We start from the raw sequence: 17,685 nt of genomic DNA, 5'->3' as shown, positions 1-17,685 counted from the left end.
CGTCTCCATGTTCGATCTGACCGGCAAGACCGCGCTGGTGACCGGCGCGTCCGGCGGCATTGGCGGGGCGGTTGCCCGCGCCCTGCACGCCCGGGGCGCAGCGGTCGTGTTGTCCGGCACCCGGCGTGACGCGCTGGACGCTTTGGCCGCCGACCTGGGCTCGCGGGCCTGGGCCGTGCCGTGCAACCTGTCCGACGCCGACGCCGTCAACGCCCTGGTGGGCGAGGCGGAATCGGCCGCCGGCACCGGCCTCGACATCCTCGTCAACAACGCCGGCCTGACCCGCGACGGTCTGGCCATGCGCATGAAGGACGAGGAATGGTCGGCCGTCCTGGACGTCAACCTGACCGCTGCCTTTCGGCTGTCGCGCGCGGCAATGAAGGGCATGATGAAACGCCGTTGGGGGCGCATCATCTCGATTACCTCCATCGTCGGCGTCACCGGCAACCCGGGGCAGGCCAACTACGCCGCCTCCAAGGCCGGACTGATCGGCATGTCCAAGTCGCTGGCTGGCGAGGTTGCGCCACGCGGCATCACCGTCAACTGCGTGGCGCCAGGCTTCATCACCTCGGCCATGACCGACGCGCTTTCCGATGACCAGAAGAGCCGCCTGTTGGGCGCGATCCCGGCCGGTGCCATGGGAACCGGCGATGACATCGCCGCCGCCGTGGTCTATCTGGCCAGCATGGAGGCCGGCTACGTCACCGGTCAGACGCTCCACGTCAACGGCGGTATGGCCATGATCTGATGGTGTTTAAGGCGCCTCGGCGGCCCGGCCGGAGAGCAGGATTCCGGTCCCGGCGGTGCTGGCCAAGCCGGTGTGAATGTGCTAGGAACCGCGTCTCGGCTGGCCGGCGCGCACAATCGCGACGTCGGTTTCCCTTTGGGTCCGCGTCGACTGCGGTCGGGCCTTCGGGGCGCCCTTCTTGCCGGATGGCCGGCCTCACGCCGAGAACCGCATTTCGCAAACGGACTCCGGTACGGATCCAAAGTCTCCCCAAGGAATCATTCAAGGACGAATCAAGATGAGCGATGTCGCCGAGCGCGTGAAGAAAATCGTGGTCGAGCACCTGGGCGTCGACGAGGCCAAGGTCACCGAGAACGCCAGTTTCATCGATGACCTGGGCGCCGACAGCCTGGATACCGTCGAACTGGTCATGGCCTTCGAGGAAGAGTTCCAGTGCGAGATCCCCGATGACGCGGCCGAGAAGATCCTGACGGTCAAGGACGCCATCGAGTTCATCAACGCAAACGCGAAATAAGGCGCCGGCGCGCCGGGCCACGCGTCGCGGCGCGGGCGTTGGCCGGGCGCCGGACCGACGGGAGCCGGAGTCCCGCGACTCTGTTTGCATGGGCCTGCGGTACCCGAGGGACAGACCGATCAGACATGGCAGGGGCAATGAGGCGAGTCGTCGTTACCGGACTGGGCATGGTAACTCCGTTGGGCGTGGGTGTGGCGCACAACTGGGAGCGGATCACAAACGGACAGTCGGGCATTCGGGCTATCGAGCACATCGACGTCTCTGACCTGCCGTCACGCGTGGCTGGCATAGTTCCGAGCGGCGACGAGCCCGGCGCGTTCGACCCCGACACGGTCGCCGACGCCAAGATGCGTCGGCGCATGACCGAGTTCATCATCTTCGGCCTCAGGGCGGCCGACGACGCGGTGGCTGATTCCGGCTGGGTGCCAGAGACCGACGAGGATCGCGAGCGCACGGGCGTCATGATCGGCTCGGGAATCGGCGGCCTGAAGGGCATCGCCGAAACCGCCGTGACGTTGGAAAAACATGGCCCTCGCAAGATCAGCCCGTTCTTTGTCCCGGCCAACCTGATCAACCTGGTCTCCGGTCATGCCTCCATTCGGCACGGCTTCAAGGGGCCGAACCACGCCGTAGTGACCGCTTGCTCGACCGGCGCCCACGCCATTGGCGACGCCAGCCGCATGATCATGTTCGGCGACGCCGATGTAATGGTCGCCGGCGGCGCCGAAGCGACCATCTGCCGGATCGGACTGGGCGGGTTCTGCTCCGCCAAGGCCCTGTCCACCAAATTCAACGACCGCCCCACGGAAGCCTCGCGCCCCTGGGACCGCGACCGCGACGGTTTCGTCATGGGCGAGGGCGCGGGCATCGTCGTGCTGGAGGAGTACGAGCACGCCAAGAAGCGCGGCGCGCGCATCTACGCCGAGATCAAGGGCTACGGCATGAGCGGCGATGCCTATCACATCACCGCCCCGGTCGAGGACGGCAACGGCGGCTTCCGCGCCATGCGGGCCGCCCTGCGCAATGCCGGCCTCAATCCCGAGGACATCGACTACATCAACGCGCACGGCACCTCGACCGAACTGGGCGACAAGATCGAACACGACGCCGTCAAGCGCCTGTTCGGACACCACGCCTACAACCTGTCCATGTCGTCGACCAAATCGTCGACCGGTCACCTGCTGGGCGCGGCCGGCAGCGTGGAGGCAATCTATTCCATCCTCTCCGTGATCAACGGCACGGTGCCGCCGACGCTGAACCTCGACAACCCATCCGAGGGTTGTGATCTCGACCTCGTGCCCAAGGTGGCCAAGGAACGCCCGGTGCGCCACGCCATGTCGAACAGCTTCGGCTTCGGCGGCACCAACGCCTGCCTGATCGTCGGGCCGGCGCCCTGAGCACGCCGATGAACACCGACAACACCCAGCCCGGACAGGACGAAAAAAGCCTGTCCAAGCGGGACCCGCGCGCTGGAGAGTGGATTCGGACGGTGGCGTTCAGCGTCTCCCTTCTGGCGGGCGTTGTGGTCGTCGCCCTGTATGTGGGGTATCGGTACATTGAGGACCTGTTCACGACGCCCGGTCCCTTGACCGAGCCCGTGACGGTGGTGGTCCCGCAGGGAACGGGGCTGGCCGGCATCGCCGACCGACTGGCCAAGGCCGGGGTCGTCCGCGACCCCTGGGTGTTCGAGGTGGGCGCCCGGCTGGCCCGTCGGACCCGGGACCTGAAGGCCGGCGAATACCGCTTCGACATCGCGATTTCACCGCGCGATGCCCTGGACATTCTCACACGCGGCGATGTGGTCGCCCGCCGGGTCACGGTCGCCGAGGGGCTGACGGTTCCGCGCGTGCTGGAACTCGTCCGCGAGGCAGACGGGCTTGAGGGCGCGATCACCCTGCAACCGGACGAAGGGTCCCTGTTACCCGAGACCTATCACTTCACGCTTGGCAACAGCCGCGACGACATCGTTCAACGCATGATGACGGCGATGGAGGAGACGGTGGCCGAACTCTGGCCGAACCGGGCCGAGGGGCTTCCCATCGCGACGCCCGAGGAGGCCGTGATCCTGGCCTCAATTGTGGAGCGGGAAACCAACATCTCCGCCGAGCGGCCTCATGTGGCCGGCGTCTTCATCAATCGACTGAACCGGGGAATGCGGCTGCAATCGGACCCCACGGTGATCTTCGGGCTCGATTCGACTGGCGTTCTCGGCCGTCCCCTGACCCGCAGAGACCTGGAAACCCCGTCACCCTTCAATACATATGTGATCGACGGACTGCCGCCCGGCCCGATCTGCAATCCCGGGCGGGAGTCCATCGCGGCTGTGCTGAACCCCAAGGAAACGAAGGATCTGTTCTTCGTGGCCGACGGCACCGGGGGCCACGCCTTCGCCCGCACGCTGGCGGAGCACAACCGGAATGTCAGGGCCTGGCGACAGTTTCTGCGGGAACAGCGGCGGGCGGGCTCCGAGGATAACTAGGCGCGGCGCCCGGGCCGCCACGCCGCGCCGTTGCGTCCCGGTCCTGGGGGAGGCGGCAGAAGGGGTAAGAGACCGTGCGGATCTGTATCGTCACAGATGCTTGGCGGCCCCAGATCAACGGGGTGGTGCGGGTGGTCGAGGCGGTGCGCCGGGCCCTGGAGGCCGACGGGCATACCGTCGCCGTGATCGAGCCGGGAGCGTTCCGGACGGTTCCCATGCCGACCTACCCGGAAATCCGTCTGGCCGTACGGCCGCGCCGAAAGGTCCGCCGCATGCTGGCCGCGTTCAGGCCCGACGCCGTCCACATCGCCACGGAAGGACCGCTGGGTCTGGCCGCTCGATCCGCCTGTCTGGCCTGGGGCTGGCCGTTCACGACCGCCTACCACACCCGTTTTCCCGAGTACATGCACACCCGGTTCCGCACGCCGCTTTCGCTGACCTACGCCTGGATGCGGCGGATCCACCGGCCGGCGACACGGGTCCTGGTGCCGGCGGCCTCGACCCGGGCCGAGTTGGACCGGCGCGGCCTGCGGCGCCTGCGGGTGTGGTCCCACGGCGTGGATACCGCCGTGTTCCGCCCCGTGGACCCCGGCGCGGCCCCGTTCGCGGACCTGCCCCGCCCGATCTTCCTGTTCCTGGGACGCATCGCCATTGAGAAGAACCTGCCAGCGTTCCTGGACCTGGACCTGCCGGGATCCAAGGTGGTGGCCGGTGTCGGCCCGGCGCTCGACGGGCTGCGGCGCCGCTATCCCGACGTCTTTTTCACCCAGCCGCCGGACGACGAGGCCATTGCCCGGTGCTATTCAGCGGCGGACGTCCTGGTCTTTCCAAGCCTGACCGACACCTTCGGGCTGGTGATGCTGGAGGCACTGGCCTGCGGTTTGCCCGTGGCAGCATTCCCGGTGGCCGGGCCGCGCGACGTGCTGGCCGACGACAATCCGGACAACCCGGTCGGCGTACTGGACGACGACCTGCGCCGCGCCGCCTTGGCGGCGCTGGACCTCGACCGGAACGCCTGCCGCGCCCACGCGCTGCGTCACGGATGGCCGGCGGTGGCGGCGCAGTTCCTCGAGGCGCTGGCCCCCATTCCCGAGACGGCCCACACCCTGAACGAAACCGCGTCTGTCATGGCCGACCGCGAGCTGGCCTTCGACCTCCACCTTGACCTGGATTTCGAGCCCGACCCGTTGCGCGCCGCCGGGCCCGGATCGCGGCGATAGGAGGTCCGGCGGTCTGGTTCCTTCGACGCGGGGGGGCCAAATTCATTGGCCTTCGCGTCAGGGCGATGTCATGCTTCTGTCATTGTACGTGTCACGAGATGCTGCCCGTTTCGCTGGGGAACGGTGCGGTGGGGTTTGGCATGCCCTAGAGCAAATCCGGAGCGATCCGAAACGGATCGCGACGGCGATTAGCTTAAAATACAAATGGCAAGGGCGAAGGAGAGCGATCTTGACCGAGCGGACCGACCTGGACGTGGAAGCGCTACGCGCCCGCCTGCTGGCGCACCGCGAGGAAGTGTTGGCCGACGAGGCCAGTACTGAAGGCGACCGCGCGACGGTGGATGCCGGCGACACCGCCATGGGGCGGCTGTCGCGCATGGACGCCCTTCAGCAACAGGCGATGGCCAAGGAGACGGAGCGCCGCCGTCAGGTCGAGATCAAGCGCATCGACGCGGCCCTGGAGCGCATGGAGGCCGGGGACTACGGCCAGTGCGTCCATTGCGGCGAAGACATTGCCCCGCGTCGTCTGGACTTCGACCCAGCGGTGCCGCTGTGCATCAACTGCGCCAGCGAGACCAAGCAATAGCGCCCTTTCTAATCGGGTCGACCTCACAGCACCCGCGGTAGCCACAGCGCCAGTCCCGGCAGCGCCAGAATCAGCGCCACCCGGCCCAACTCGACGGTGAAGAACGGCAGCACGCCCCGGAAGATCGTGCCCATCGGCACGGCCGGGGCCACACTGCGGATGACGAAGACGTTCAGGCCCACGGGAGGCGTGATCAGGCCCAACTCGACCACGATCAGGGCCAGGACACCGAACCAGATCTTCAGGTCCTCGCTGGCCATGCCGTAGCCGGCCTCGGCGGCCGTCACCCAGTCGCCGCCGTTCAGTTCCACCAGCACCGGGAACAGGAACGGCACCACCACCAGGATCATGGACAGCGAATCCATGAAGCACCCCAGCAGGATCAGCACCAGCAGCACGGCGGCCAGGATCAGCCAGGGGTCGGCTGTGCCCGTGGCCGCCATTTCGGCCAGAGCGGCCGGCAGTCCGCTGCGGGCCAGAAACCCCTTCAACACTTCGGCGCCGAACAGGACGAAATAGATCATCCCGCCGGTGACCGCCGTGTCGCGGACAGCGCGGCCAATTTCGCGCCGGCCCAGGCCCTCGCCAGTACGCGCCTTGAGGACGACGCCGTAGGCCAGCACGGCGAACACGCCGACGGCCGCCGCCGGCGTCGGCGTAAACAGCCCCAGTCCCAGCCCGAGCACAATGGCACCGAAGATCGCCAGCACGGGCAACAGCCGGCGCACCGCCACCCGCCGCGCGGCGGCCTCCAGCGGCGGGGTCTCCCGCGCCAGCCCCGGGTCCAGCCACACCCGGACGGCGATGACCGCCACGAACAGCACAACGGCCAACAGCCCCGGCACGACGGCGGCCTGAAACATCTCCACCACCGACGCCTCGACCACGATGGCGTAGATCACCAGAGCCACCGACGGCGGAATCAGGATTCCCAGCGTGCCGCCAGCGGCCAGGGTGCCGGTCGCCAGACCGTCGTCGTAGCGTAGCCGCTTCAGCTCGGGCAGCGCCACGCGGCCCATGGTGCTGGCCGTGGCCAGCGACGACCCACACACCGCGCCGAACCCCGCGCAGGCCATGACCGCTGCCATGGCCACACCGCCGCGCAGCCGGCCCACAAGGGCGTTCAGGCCCTGGAACAGATCGCGGCTGAGGTTGGCATGCGCGGCCAGATAGCCCATTAGGATGAACAGCGGCACAACAGACAGGGTGTAACTGCTCATCACGCTCCAAGTCAGCGACTTGAACTGAGCCAGATAGGGCTCGAACCGCAGGAACGGCGCGGCGATGGACAGCGCCCAGTTGCCGCCCACGCCGACGATCACCATGGCCAGGGCCACCGGCAACCGCAGGGCGATCAGCGCGAACAGCACCGCGAACCCGGCCAGTCCGATCAGTTCCCGCTCACCCATCGGCATTGCCCGGGGTGCCGGCGTGGGGGTAGTGGCTGCCGGCGGCCTCCGGTCCCGGCGGGGCGGCGGCCATGACGGCGGCGGTGGCGCTCCAGGCCAGAAGGGCGACGATGCCCGGCAGCCAGAACGGCCATTCGGGCCACGCCCGCACGCTGGAGATCACGCCGTCCGCCCGCGCCTCGGCCATGCCGACGATCATCGAGCCGCCCAGGAACAGCGCCAGCAGCGCCGTCAGGGCCAGCGACAGCCGGTCCAGGGCGGCGTTGAAGGCGCGCGGAGCGCGCAGGGTGAAGAGGTCCACCGCGACATGGCCGTAGCGCAACTGGCAGTACGGCAGGAAGGCCAGGGCGCCGCCGCCGATCAGCAGCGCCACCACCTCCTCGTACCCCGCCAGACCGGGGACGGACCCGCCGAGCGGACGGACCAGGGCATCCAGCGCGACCCCGGTTACATTGACCATGGTCAGCGCGGTCACGACCAGCAGAACAAGGCCGCCGTAAAGGGCCAGGGCGATGGCCAGTGGTCGCAGCAGGCGCTCGCGCGCCGCCGTCAGAACACCGCCGGGGCGGGGATGGCGTGGAGTTGGCATGTCGGTCATGGCGCCCCGTCATGCGCGACCAGCGCGGAGGCGTCAAGCCGCGAGACGCGCCGGGATCAACTCTCGCCCTCGGTCTCGATATGCAGGGTCTCACCGCAGTGCTTGCAGTGGACCGCGTCCGGATCATGGCGCCGCAGGCCGCAGGTCTGGCAGGTGTGGCGGATCTTCGGCGGCCGGAACACGGTCTGCACCAACCGCAGGAACAGCGACACCCCGCCCACCATGACGACCACCGCCAGCAGGCGGCCCCACGTCCCACTCAGGGTGATGTCGCCAAAGCCGGTGGTGGTCAGGGTGGTGACCGTGAAGTACAGCGCGTCGATGTAGCTGTTGATGCCCGGGTTGTCCTCGTGCTGGAGCACGAACACCAGCGCCGTGACCACGAAGATGAACGTGATCAGGTTGATCGAGCTGATGATGACGTCTTCGTTGCGGCGGAAGAACGCGGCCTCGCGTCGCAGGTCCCGCAGCACCTGATAGGAATGCAGCAGCCTCACCAACCTGAGGATTCTCAGAAAGGCCAGATTGCCCGCCAGCAACGGCGCCAGCAGCAACGAGAACACCACGACGATGTCGGCCAGCGTGGTGGGACGCAGCAGATGCCGCCTCAGGTTGGGGGCGATCCACATCCGCGCCAGAAGGTCGGCCAACACCACGACGCCAATGGCGATGTCCACACCGATGATGGCCGCCGTGGACGACATCGGGAGCGTGGTCACGATAAAGGCGATGGTACACAGATCGAACACGATCAGGCCGTAGCGGAACCGCGTCGCACCCGGCCCGAAGCCGGTATAAAGGGTCGTCAGGCGGTCTTTCAGGGGCATGGCGTCCGTCATGACTCGGCGCGCTCCGACGTTTCAGTGCCCGGGTCCTGCCGTTCGGCGGCGGCGCGCTGCGCCTGGAAGGCATCGCTGAAGGCGCTCGCCAGAATGCCGGTCGGCATGGCGATCAGGCCGATGCCGGTGATTGCGGTCAGGGCGGCGAACACCCGGCCCAACGCGGTGACCGGGAAGACATCGCCGTACCCAACCGTGGTCAGGGTCGCCACCGACCACCACATGGCACGCGGGATCGAGCCGAAGGACTCCGGCTGCACCGCCCCCTCGACCAGATACAGCATCGCCGACGACACCAGCAGCAGCAGGCCGGCAAACGCCACGCTCAACCCCAGTTCCGTGGAGCGCGAGGCCACCGCCGCCGCCACGGCGTCGAACGCTTTGGAAAACCGACCCAGACGGGCGATGCGCAGGACCCGCAACAGCATGGCCAGACGCAGCAGAAACCCTTCCGTTCCAAAGGCCGTGGCAAGCACCACAAGAATGGTCAGAAGGTCGAACACGGCCGCCGGAGAGCGCACATAAGCCAGCCGACCGTCATAGGCGGGGTTTTCGACGCTCACCCAGACCCGCACCGCGTACTCCAGAGCCAGCAGCCCGGTCAGACCGATTTCGACCGCCAGGAACAGGGTTTCGCGTCCGGTGCGCAACGCCGGCTCGGTCTCCAGCACGGCCACCAGCATGGCGGCCACGATCAGGCCGCAAACGGCCCAGTTCGCCGGCGACAGTCCCGGCGCCTCGCGCAGGGCCGGATCCAGTTGCCGTGCAAGCATGGAGCGAACCGACATGCGTCCTCCTACCGCGTCTTCATGATCCGCACACGGGCCTTGAGGGTATCAGCCCTCCCGCTCCGGCGGATAGGGCATGGTCAATTCGACGCGGCGACCGCCATCAAGCCAGACAACGCGGTCGCAGGCGGCGCGCATCATCGCCAGCCCGCGCCCCCGTGTCGGCACATGCAGCGCTGCGGGGATGACCGCATCGCTCGTTGGGTCTCGCGGCGCGGCGAAGCCCGGTCCCTGATCAACAACCTGAGCCACCCATCCGTCAGATCCAGCAACCAGGGTGACCAGCACCGGGCGACTGCCCCGCTCCGGATCGGCCAGCGCCGCCTCGATTTCCTGACTGTGCTTCAGCCAACCTTCCGGCGTGTCCCGCAGATGCGGCGGCACCCGCAAGCACCCGTGCAACAAAGCATTGACCACAGCTTCGTGCAGGGCGAGCCGCAGCCTGTCCCGGCGTTCCAACAGGTCTGGCCATCGCCGAACGGCCGCCTCAATCAGCGTGTTGGCAAGGTCCAGCCGCCACGCGCTGGCCGCCGTCAACAACACCACATAGCCACCCTGCTCGGTGGCCCGGCGAGCGGTCTCCATCAATTCCGGCGCGGACTCCGTGGCCTCAATTGTCATCACGCCGAAGTTCGGCGGCGCCAACACTCGCTGCAGCAGACCGTCGCCCCCGTTGCGAACCTCGAACCGTGTCAAGATTTCCGGAGCATTCCGGTCGGTCGGACGATGAGTCGACTCGATCATCATTACATCCAGCAAGGACGGCCGGAAGCGCGGCCAGACACTCCGACGTCATTCGAACGAACGCTAGTGGTCGCACGATCAGCGCCACATTCCCAGATTTTTCCGCCAAGCTCGGGGATCGATTTGGGCGGCGCATCGTATTCCCTGGCAGCGACTCATCGCGTTTGCCCGTTGAGAAACAGGTTCCAGACAGGACGTGCGGATACCGCCCGCTTTTGATCGGCGTATCCGATCAAAGTGCAGGAAACAAATGCTTGGACAAAGCGGCACGTGTCCCGTATAAACGCTCCATGAATTGCGAGTCATTCGCATTCGCATGGCATGCCACCGCTGGAGGACACCACGCCATGACCACCTTGATTGCCGCCATCCGTCGGCCGGTCGCCGGCCTGCCCTTCCCCGGTCGGGGACGGATCGACCTCACCGGGCCGGGCCGGCGCGCCCTGGCGTTGGCCGTTCTGGCGGGAATAACCCTGTCGGTGCCGAACGGCACGATGGTTCTGCTGGACGTTCTCAGCGAAGCCTATCTGGCCGTCGCCGTGTTCGTGGCCGGCACCCTGGTTCTGTTGGGGGTGGCCGAGCGGGCCCTCGGCACCGACCTGGGCAGCGTGCTGCGCCGCCACGCCCGCTGGCAGGTGCCCATCGCGGCGGCGCTTGGGGCCTTTCCCGGATGCGGCGGCGCCATTGTGGCCATCACGCAATACACGCGCGGACACCTCAGCATGGGCGGCGTTGTGGCCACGCTGACGGCGACGATGGGTGACGCCATGTTCCTGCTGCTGGCCCAGGCGCCGGACATTGCTGCACTGGTGCTGGCCGTGAGCGTGGTCGTGGGCGTGCTGTCCGGATGGATCGTGGATGCCATCCATGGGCCGGGCTTCATGCGGCCCCGGGAGGCGGCCTCCGACGCAGCCCCGGCGTGCCGGACGGACGAGTCGGAAGGGGGAGGCACCCCGGTCGCCATCGCCCTTGAGCGGGCCTGGCTGCTTCTGCTTGGCCCGGGGCTTGCGCTGGGCGTGCTGCTCGCCTTCCAGGTGGACGTCGATGCCTGGCTGGCCTCGGTTCTGGGGGTCGCGCCCGGCTACTGGCTGGGCGTCGTCGGGGCTGCGGGCGCGTTGGCCCTGTGGGTATTGCAGGGCCGGGGCATGGAGGCCGGCGGCTGTTCCGACGTCGCGCCGCGGAAGGGACTGGACCTCAAGCCGGTGGTGGCCACGACCTCTTTCGTGACGGCCTGGGTGGTGTTCGCCTTCGCCGGATACCAGTTGATTGTCGCCGGGCTGGGGCTTGATCTCTCGGTCGTGTTCCAGACCGCCGCGCCCCTGGTGCCGGCCATCGCCGTCCTGGTCGGGTTGATCCCCGGCTGCGGGCCGCAGATCCTGGTGACGACGCTGTACCTGTCCGGCGTGGCACCCCTGTCGGCGCAGATGGGCAACGCCCTCGCCAACGACGGCGATGCCCTGTTCCCCGCCATCGCGGTGGCGCCGCGCGCGGCCCTCGTGGCCACCGCCTACAGCGCCGTGCCGGCGGTGCTGGTCGGCTACGGCACCTACGCCCTGGTCGGATAAGCCGGTCTGTTCAAGCGAGCCATGCGGCGAATGGGACAATCCCGTTCGCCGCAGGCCGCGTTTTCCTTTTCGGCGGTGTTCCACAAAAAAGGGATTGCCCCGCGCCCCATGCCGGAGGCTCAATGCGAGACGTGATGGCCCCGCGTCCTTCGGCCACACGCCACAGACACAACCAAGAACGAGACGACACCTCATGGACACCGCCCAGCTCACCCTGTCCGCCCAGGACGCCCTCATTTACATCATGGTCCTGGCCTCGGCCGTAGATACCGACATGAAGGAGGTCGAATGGCAGACGATGGGCGATATCGTGCGCGGCCTGCCCGCCTTCGACGGGTTTGATCCCCAGGAACTGCCGCGCCGGGTCGAGGCGTGCATGCAACTGGTCTCCTCCGGCGAGCATGACCTGGAAGACGCGGTGGCCGTCATCCGCGACAGCCTACCGCCGTACCTGCGCGAGACCGCCTATGCCCTGGCGCTGGACGTGGTGGCCGCCGACCGCAAGGCGGAACAGTCGGAACTGCGCCTGCTGGAAATCCTGCGCCACCGCCTGAACATCGACCGCCTGGTGGCCGCCGGAATCGAGCGGGGTGCGCGCGCCCGCTGGACCGGGATCTGAGCGCCGTGACGGACGGCGGCGGAGGCCGACCGTCTCTCAACGGCCTATGCGTGGGCGTCATCGGCCTAGGCCTGATGGGGCGCCCCATGGCCCGCAACCTCAAGGCCGCCGGCGCCACGGTGATCGTCCACAATCGCAGCCCGGGGCCGATGGCCGAACTGGGCGCGGAGGGCTTCGAGACCGCCGCCTCTCCGGCCGCCGTGGCGCGGGACGCCGACAGTCTCATCCTCATGGTGTCGGATACCCCGGCGGTCGAGGCTGTGATCACCGGATCGTCCGGCGTGTTGACCGCCGCGCGCCCCGCCACCCTGATCGTTGACATGGGCACCACGGCCGTGACCGCCACCCGAACACTGGCGTCCCGTGTGGCGCGAACCGGAGCGGCCTGGATCGACGCCCCGGTCTCGGGAGGACAGATCGGCGCCGAACAAGCAACTCTGACCATCATGGCCGGCGGCGTGGAGGCGGATATCGACCGCGCACGGCCATTGTTCGAGGTTCTGGGCCGTCGGTTCACCCACGTCGGCGATGTCGGCGCGGGACAGGTGGCCAAGGCAGCCAATCAGGTCATCGTCGGACTGACCATCGGCGCAGTGGCCGAGGGTCTCGCCCTGGCGCGGCGCGCTGGCGTCGATCCCGCCCGGGTGCGCGAGGCGCTCATGGGCGGGTTCGCCGGGTCGCGCATCCTGGAGCTGCACGGTCAGCGCATGGTCGAGGGGCGGTTCACCCCCGGCGGCCGGGTCACAACTCAACGCAAGGATCTGGCCCAGGCCCTTGATCTGGCCGAGACGCTGGGTCTGGACCTGCCCGCGACGGCTCTCACCATGGCACTGTACGACCGACTGATCGCCGCCGGAGACGGCAACCTTGATCACGCCGCGCTGGTGCGCGCGCTCGACGACTGGCCATCGCACACCGACCTGCCGACCCCGTCGTCCTGATTCCCACCCGACCACAAGGGGTCAAAGCGTGGGGACCGCCGAACCCCTCTGTTTTAGTTGTCATCCCCGGCATTGCCATACCTATTACGCGCACAGTCAAACGAACCGAAGCCCCCTGCATAAACCACTAGGGTCGCAGCTTCCCTGACAATCGCCTTAAGGGAAATCAACAATTGTCATAATTTTCAGTTAGTTATAGGCTACTCTCGCATACTTCTTGATATGAACCCGCCTAGCACGGTGAAATTCATTGTTTTTTAGTCTGTGATCCCGGATTCTTCGATGGAAACGGTTTCAACCGGATCGACTCCCCCCCCAGAACGGGGCCGATCCGAGACGAAGAAGAAGTAGGCCCGTGGTCACGGTATTCGCCATCCTCCAGGTCCAGGACACCCGACTCTTCGCGCCCCGGTCCAGCCGGAGGACATCGCGATGACGCCCGGGCTACCGTCGGACATTTCGAATCGCGTGATCCTGGACCATGCGGACGTCGGATTGGCCTTGGTCCGGGATCGCAGGCTTGTTTACGCAAATGCGGGTCTCGCCCGCATGACCGGGGGCCCGCGAGAGGCCCTGCCCCGTCAAAGCTTGGCGGACCTGTTCGCGGAAGAGGACCGGTGCGCCATCCAGGCCTGCCTGGATGACCCGGAGACCCACCTGGCTCAGACCGATGGCGGGGACAGCGGGCCGGCGACGTTTCGTCTGTGCCGTTGCGACCACGCCGCGCCGATGCATGTGTGGCTGCGGATGGTGCCCATGGCCAATGAAGCCGACGGCGCCGCGCCGGTCCCGCGCGACACATCCCGGGCCAGTGATATCCTGCTGGTAACCCTCATTGAGGCCACTCAGGCCGTCGAAATGAAGCGCGCGTTGCGGGATAGCGAGGCCAGATACCGGGGCCTGTTCGAGAACGCGCTGGAAGGCATCTACCAGACCACGCCGGAGGGCCACTACGTCACCGCCAACCCGGCGCTGGCCCGGATCTACGGATTCGACAGCCCGGAGGAGTTGATCGCCGCGCGCACGGATATCGCCCGCCAGACCTATGCGGACCCCAAGGCCCGTCAGCGGTTCATTGCGTTGATGGAAAGCGCGGGCGTGGTCGAGAACTTCGAGGCCCAGATCCACCGCAAGGACGGCTCGGTGATCTGGATCACGGAAAACGCCCGATGTGTGCGCGACCAGGACGGCACGGTCCAGTTCTTCGAAGGCACGGTCCAGGACATCACCGAGCGCCGTCAGGCCAACGCCGATCTGCGGCTGATGGCCAAGGTCCTCAACAGCGTTCACGAAGGCATCGTGATCATCGACCGTGACGGTCTCGTGTGGGGCGCCAACGAGGCCTATCAACGCATGACGGGCCATGACGCCGCCGACCTCCTGGCGCGGCCGGCCCGGTTGACCACGCCGGAACTGCACGAACCCAATTTCGAGGAAACCGTTCTGGCGCATGTGGATCAGCATGGCCTTTGGATCGGCGAGGCCTGGGCACCGCGACGCAAAGCGGCGCCATTCCCCATGGAAATGTCGGTCACCGCCGTGCGTGACCGGACCGGCGCCCTGACGCACTACGTCGCGGCCTGCACCGACATCACCAAGCGCAAGCGCGACGAGGAGCATATCCGCTTCCAGGCCAATTACGACATGCTGACCCACCTGCCGAACCGGTACCTCATCATGGACCGGCTGGAGCAGGCCATCCTGAAGGCCCAGCGCGACGGCACCCGTGTCTGCGTGCTGTTCCTTGATCTGGACCGATTCAAGAACATCAACGATTCGTACGGCCACGCCGCCGGCGACGAGGTGTTGAAACTGGTGGCGCGGCGCCTGCGTCAGGTGGTGCGCATGTCGGACACCGTCGGTCGGCTTGCCGGCGACGAGTTCATCATCGTGCTGACCGAGGTCTCCGACGGCGATGTCGGCGGGCAGGTCGCCGAGAAGATCACCGAGGTCCTCTCAGAGGCCTTCCAGGTCCTGGACGCGGAGTTGTTCTGCCTGCCCTCCATCGGCATCACCTACTACCCGGATCAGGCAGAGACCGTCGAAACGCTGCTGCGCAACGCAGACATTGCCATGTACCATGCCAAGCATTCGGGCAATGATCGCTACCTGACCTTCTCGTCCGACATGGCACAACGCTCCGTCGAGTTGATGAACCTGGAAACCGACCTGCGTCACGCCGTCAACCGCGAGGAACTGGAACTGCACTATCAGCCCAAGGTCGGCGGGGATGGGCGCACCGTGGTCGGGTGCGAGGCCTTGATCCGCTGGCGCCACCCACGTTTGGGCTTGGTCTCACCTGGGGATTTCATTCCCCTGGCCGAGGAGTCCGGCCTCATCATCCCCATCGGACGCTGGACCCTCGCGGAAGCCTGTCGACAGTTCATGGAATGGCGCAGACATGGCATCTCGCCCCCCAGCATATCGGTCAACGTCTCGGTGCGGCAGTTCAACGACTCCCAGTTCCTGGACAATGTGCGCGATGTCCTGGACGGGACAGGCATGCCCGCCGGCTGTCTCGACCTGGAGATCACCGAAAGCGTCATGATGGGCGATGTCGAACGGGCCGTCAGCGCCCTGAACACGCTCAAGGCCATGGGGGTAACGCTGTCCATCGATGATTTCGGCACCGGGTATTCGTCGCTGAACTACCTGAAGACGTTTCCCATCGACACGCTGAAGATCGACCAGACCTTCGTGCGCGATGTCGAGCACGACACCAAGGACGCCGCCATCATCGCCACCATCGTCTCGCTGGCCAAGAACCTGGGCTTCCAGGTGGTGGCGGAGGGGGTGGAATCGCGCGAACAGATGGACTTCCTGCGCAGCAACGACTGCTCCCTATTCCAAGGATTCTGGGTCAGTCGGCCGCTGCCCGCCACCGATTTCAGCATCTTTCTCAAGAACAGCGCCGCGCCTGCGCCCAAAAGCTGACGAAACAGCCAACGCAAGACCTGCGGTCAGGGCGGCATAGACGCCGCGCGCCTTTTGACGGCGCGAAGGCCGCAACGAACAGAGCCACGAACGAGCCTCACCAACAATCCTGATTGGCATAGTATTGTTATAGCCCGCCTAAGGCGTCACCTCTTGCCGCGCGCCTCGGCGTGGAACAAGACGAGTATCCGTATAAACCGCATCAATGCTTGATTGCGCCCATAGGCCGCCGCCTTGGAGCCGGGAAGCCCCCTGCCTCAGTGGCGGGATCGCCGAAGACATGCACGATCCGGGAAAATCGAACACCGGGCGAGGATTCGGTCTGGTTTTTTTGCGCCTTCTTCCCAATCTGTCACCCGACGCCATCCTGACCAGCAAGGAGACGCCGCGCATGGAATCCACCCTGTCCAACCCCCTCTCCGCGATCCGCAACTTCCTGCGCCTGGAGGCCGCCGGCGGCATTCTGCTGATGCTGGCCGCCGCCCTGGCCATGGGCGTGGCGAATTCGCCGATCGCCGCCACCTACACCACGTTTTTCGAGACCCACCTCATCATTGGATTCGGCGACTACACGCTCGACAAGGCGCTGTTGCACTGGATCAACGACGGGCTGATGGCGATCTTCTTCCTGCTGGTCGGGCTGGAGATCAAACGCGAGGTGTTGAGAGGCGAGTTGTCCTCGCCGTCCAAGGCGGCGCTGCCGGTGATCGCGGCCGTCGGCGGCATGGCCGCGCCGGCGCTGGTTTACGTGCTGTTCACCCTGGGCGACCCGATCGCCCTGCGGGGCTGGGCCATTCCGGCGGCTACCGACATCGCCTTCGCGCTGGGCATTCTCATGCTGCTGGGCGCGCGCGCGCCCCTCTCGCTGAAGATCTTCCTGACCGCGCTGGCGATTATCGACGACCTGGGCGCCATCGTGATCATCGCCCTGTTCTATACCGAGGATCTGTCGATGATGGCGCTTTACGCAGGTCTGGCCTGCGTTGCGGCCCTCGTGATCCTGAACGTGGCCGGGGTACGCAAAACGGCGCCGTATGTGGTGGTCGGCACCATTCTTTGGGTGTGCGTGCTCAAAAGCGGCGTTCACGCGACCCTGGCCGGCGTGGCGTTGGCCCTGGCGATTCCTCTGGGTGGGCGCGGCAAGGACGAGCGCGACCTGGCCGGCCACCTGGAGCACGAACTGCACCCCTGGGTCGCGTTCGCCATCTTGCCCCTGTTCGCGTTCGCAAATGCCGGAGTCTCCCTGACGGGGCTGACATTCGGTGACCTGCTGGCGCCGGTGCCGCTGGGCATCGCGCTGGGCCTTTTCGTGGGCAAGCAGATCGGGGTCATGGGCTCTTTGTACCTGGGCCACAAGGCCAAGCTGTGCCGCCTGCCGGAGGACGTCACCTGGACCCACATCTACGGCGTCGCATTGCTGACCGGTATCGGCTTCACCATGAGCCTGTTCATCGGCATGCTGGCGTTCGAGCATCACCCGCAGTTCGCCGACGACGTGCGTCTGGGCGTGCTGGGCGGCTCCATCCTGTCGGGCATCGCGGGGTATGTCGTGTTGCGCTTCGTGGCGCCACCGGCCCTCGCCGTGGGCGCCACCCCGGCGGCCACGCCCGAACCGAAGGACAAGGAAAAGGCCGCCGCCCAGGTGCAAGCGTAACAGCCGGCCGCCGTCAGAAGGGCCGTCGAATGAACTGACTTCATTCG

The 17,685-nt window shown here is 66.8% G+C and carries 16 protein-coding genes; 11 read left to right on the top strand and 5 right to left on the bottom strand.

Annotation, left to right across the window (positions count from 1 at the left end; genetic code table 11):
• Positions 1–7 precede the first annotated feature (7 nt).
• The 6 genes from fabG (at position 8) to BLS85_RS08000 (ending at position 5,547) form a co-directional block, all read left to right on the top strand.
• Positions 8–748: a 3-oxoacyl-[acyl-carrier-protein] reductase gene (fabG, locus tag BLS85_RS08025; RefSeq protein WP_092784951.1), complete on the top strand. Its 741-nt coding sequence runs from the start codon at positions 8–10 to the stop codon at positions 746–748.
• 277 nt (positions 749–1,025) lie between these two features.
• Complete coding sequence (locus BLS85_RS08020; RefSeq protein ID WP_092784948.1) at positions 1,026–1,262, top strand: acyl carrier protein; 237 nt, start codon at positions 1,026–1,028, stop codon at positions 1,260–1,262.
• A gap of 137 nt (positions 1,263–1,399) precedes the next feature.
• Positions 1,400–2,659, top strand: a complete 1,260-nt coding sequence (fabF, locus tag BLS85_RS08015) for a beta-ketoacyl-ACP synthase II (RefSeq protein ID WP_092784945.1) — start codon at positions 1,400–1,402, stop codon at positions 2,657–2,659.
• Positions 2,660–2,667: 8 nt separating this feature from the next.
• Positions 2,668–3,741 (top strand): endolytic transglycosylase MltG, encoded by a 1,074-nt coding sequence (gene mltG / locus BLS85_RS08010; RefSeq protein ID WP_092784943.1) that lies wholly within the window; start codon positions 2,668–2,670, stop codon positions 3,739–3,741.
• 74 nt (positions 3,742–3,815) lie between these two features.
• Positions 3,816–4,961: a glycosyltransferase family 4 protein gene (locus tag BLS85_RS08005; protein WP_092784940.1), complete on the top strand. Its 1,146-nt coding sequence runs from the start codon at positions 3,816–3,818 to the stop codon at positions 4,959–4,961.
• A gap of 229 nt (positions 4,962–5,190) precedes the next feature.
• On the top strand, positions 5,191–5,547 hold the full coding sequence (locus BLS85_RS08000) for a TraR/DksA family transcriptional regulator (RefSeq protein WP_245699141.1): 357 nt from the start codon (positions 5,191–5,193) through the stop codon (positions 5,545–5,547).
• Between the two features lie 23 nt (positions 5,548–5,570).
• Here BLS85_RS08000 and BLS85_RS07995 read toward each other — a convergent pair whose 3' ends face one another.
• Genes BLS85_RS07995 through BLS85_RS07975 form a run of 5 tightly spaced genes read right to left on the bottom strand, consistent with a single transcriptional unit; the run spans position 5,571 to position 9,925 of the window.
• Positions 5,571–6,956: a TRAP transporter large permease gene (locus BLS85_RS07995; RefSeq protein WP_092785410.1), complete on the bottom strand. Its 1,386-nt coding sequence runs from the start codon at positions 6,954–6,956 to the stop codon at positions 5,571–5,573.
• Positions 6,949–7,554 (bottom strand): TRAP transporter small permease subunit, encoded by a 606-nt coding sequence (locus BLS85_RS07990; protein ID WP_218128346.1) that lies wholly within the window; start codon positions 7,552–7,554, stop codon positions 6,949–6,951. The genes BLS85_RS07995 and BLS85_RS07990 overlap by 8 nt, the downstream gene beginning before the upstream one ends.
• Positions 7,555–7,610: 56 nt before the next feature.
• Positions 7,611–8,393, bottom strand: coding sequence for a potassium channel family protein (locus BLS85_RS07985; RefSeq protein ID WP_092784934.1), 783 nt, complete (start codon positions 8,391–8,393; stop codon positions 7,611–7,613).
• Entirely contained in the window at positions 8,390–9,181 is a 792-nt protein-coding gene (locus BLS85_RS07980) for an ion transporter (protein WP_092784931.1), read from the bottom strand. The genes BLS85_RS07985 and BLS85_RS07980 overlap by 4 nt, the downstream gene beginning before the upstream one ends.
• Positions 9,182–9,229: 48 nt before the next feature.
• Entirely contained in the window at positions 9,230–9,925 is a 696-nt protein-coding gene (locus BLS85_RS07975; protein WP_176793507.1) for an ATP-binding protein, read from the bottom strand.
• A gap of 347 nt (positions 9,926–10,272) precedes the next feature.
• Here BLS85_RS07975 and BLS85_RS07970 point away from each other — a divergent pair, with 347 nt between their 5' ends.
• The 5 genes from BLS85_RS07970 to nhaA all read left to right on the top strand — a co-directional run bounded on the left by BLS85_RS07970 (position 10,273) and on the right by nhaA (position 17,638).
• Positions 10,273–11,490 (top strand): putative manganese transporter, encoded by a 1,218-nt coding sequence (locus tag BLS85_RS07970; RefSeq protein WP_176793505.1) that lies wholly within the window; start codon positions 10,273–10,275, stop codon positions 11,488–11,490.
• A gap of 193 nt (positions 11,491–11,683) precedes the next feature.
• Positions 11,684–12,109 (top strand): tellurite resistance TerB family protein, encoded by a 426-nt coding sequence (locus BLS85_RS07965; protein WP_092784922.1) that lies wholly within the window; start codon positions 11,684–11,686, stop codon positions 12,107–12,109.
• 5 nt (positions 12,110–12,114) lie between these two features.
• Positions 12,115–13,050: an NAD(P)-dependent oxidoreductase gene (locus BLS85_RS07960; protein WP_281242512.1), complete on the top strand. Its 936-nt coding sequence runs from the start codon at positions 12,115–12,117 to the stop codon at positions 13,048–13,050.
• 432 nt (positions 13,051–13,482) lie between these two features.
• Positions 13,483–15,984 carry a sensor domain-containing protein gene (locus tag BLS85_RS07955; RefSeq protein ID WP_092784919.1) on the top strand — a complete coding sequence of 834 codons (2,502 nt, stop codon included), beginning with the start codon at positions 13,483–13,485 and terminating at the stop codon, positions 15,982–15,984.
• A 391-nt stretch (positions 15,985–16,375) separates the two neighbouring features.
• Positions 16,376–17,638 (top strand): Na+/H+ antiporter NhaA, encoded by a 1,263-nt coding sequence (gene nhaA, locus BLS85_RS07950; RefSeq protein ID WP_092785404.1) that lies wholly within the window; start codon positions 16,376–16,378, stop codon positions 17,636–17,638.
• Positions 17,639–17,685: the final 47 nt, after the last annotated feature.

The sequence above is a fragment of the Rhodospira trueperi genome, from assembly GCF_900101965.1.
Lineage (GTDB): Bacteria > Pseudomonadota > Alphaproteobacteria > Rhodospirillales > Rhodospirillaceae > Rhodospira > Rhodospira trueperi.
Note: the sequence above shows the minus strand (reverse complement) of the source record. Positions and strands in the feature narration are given on the sequence as shown.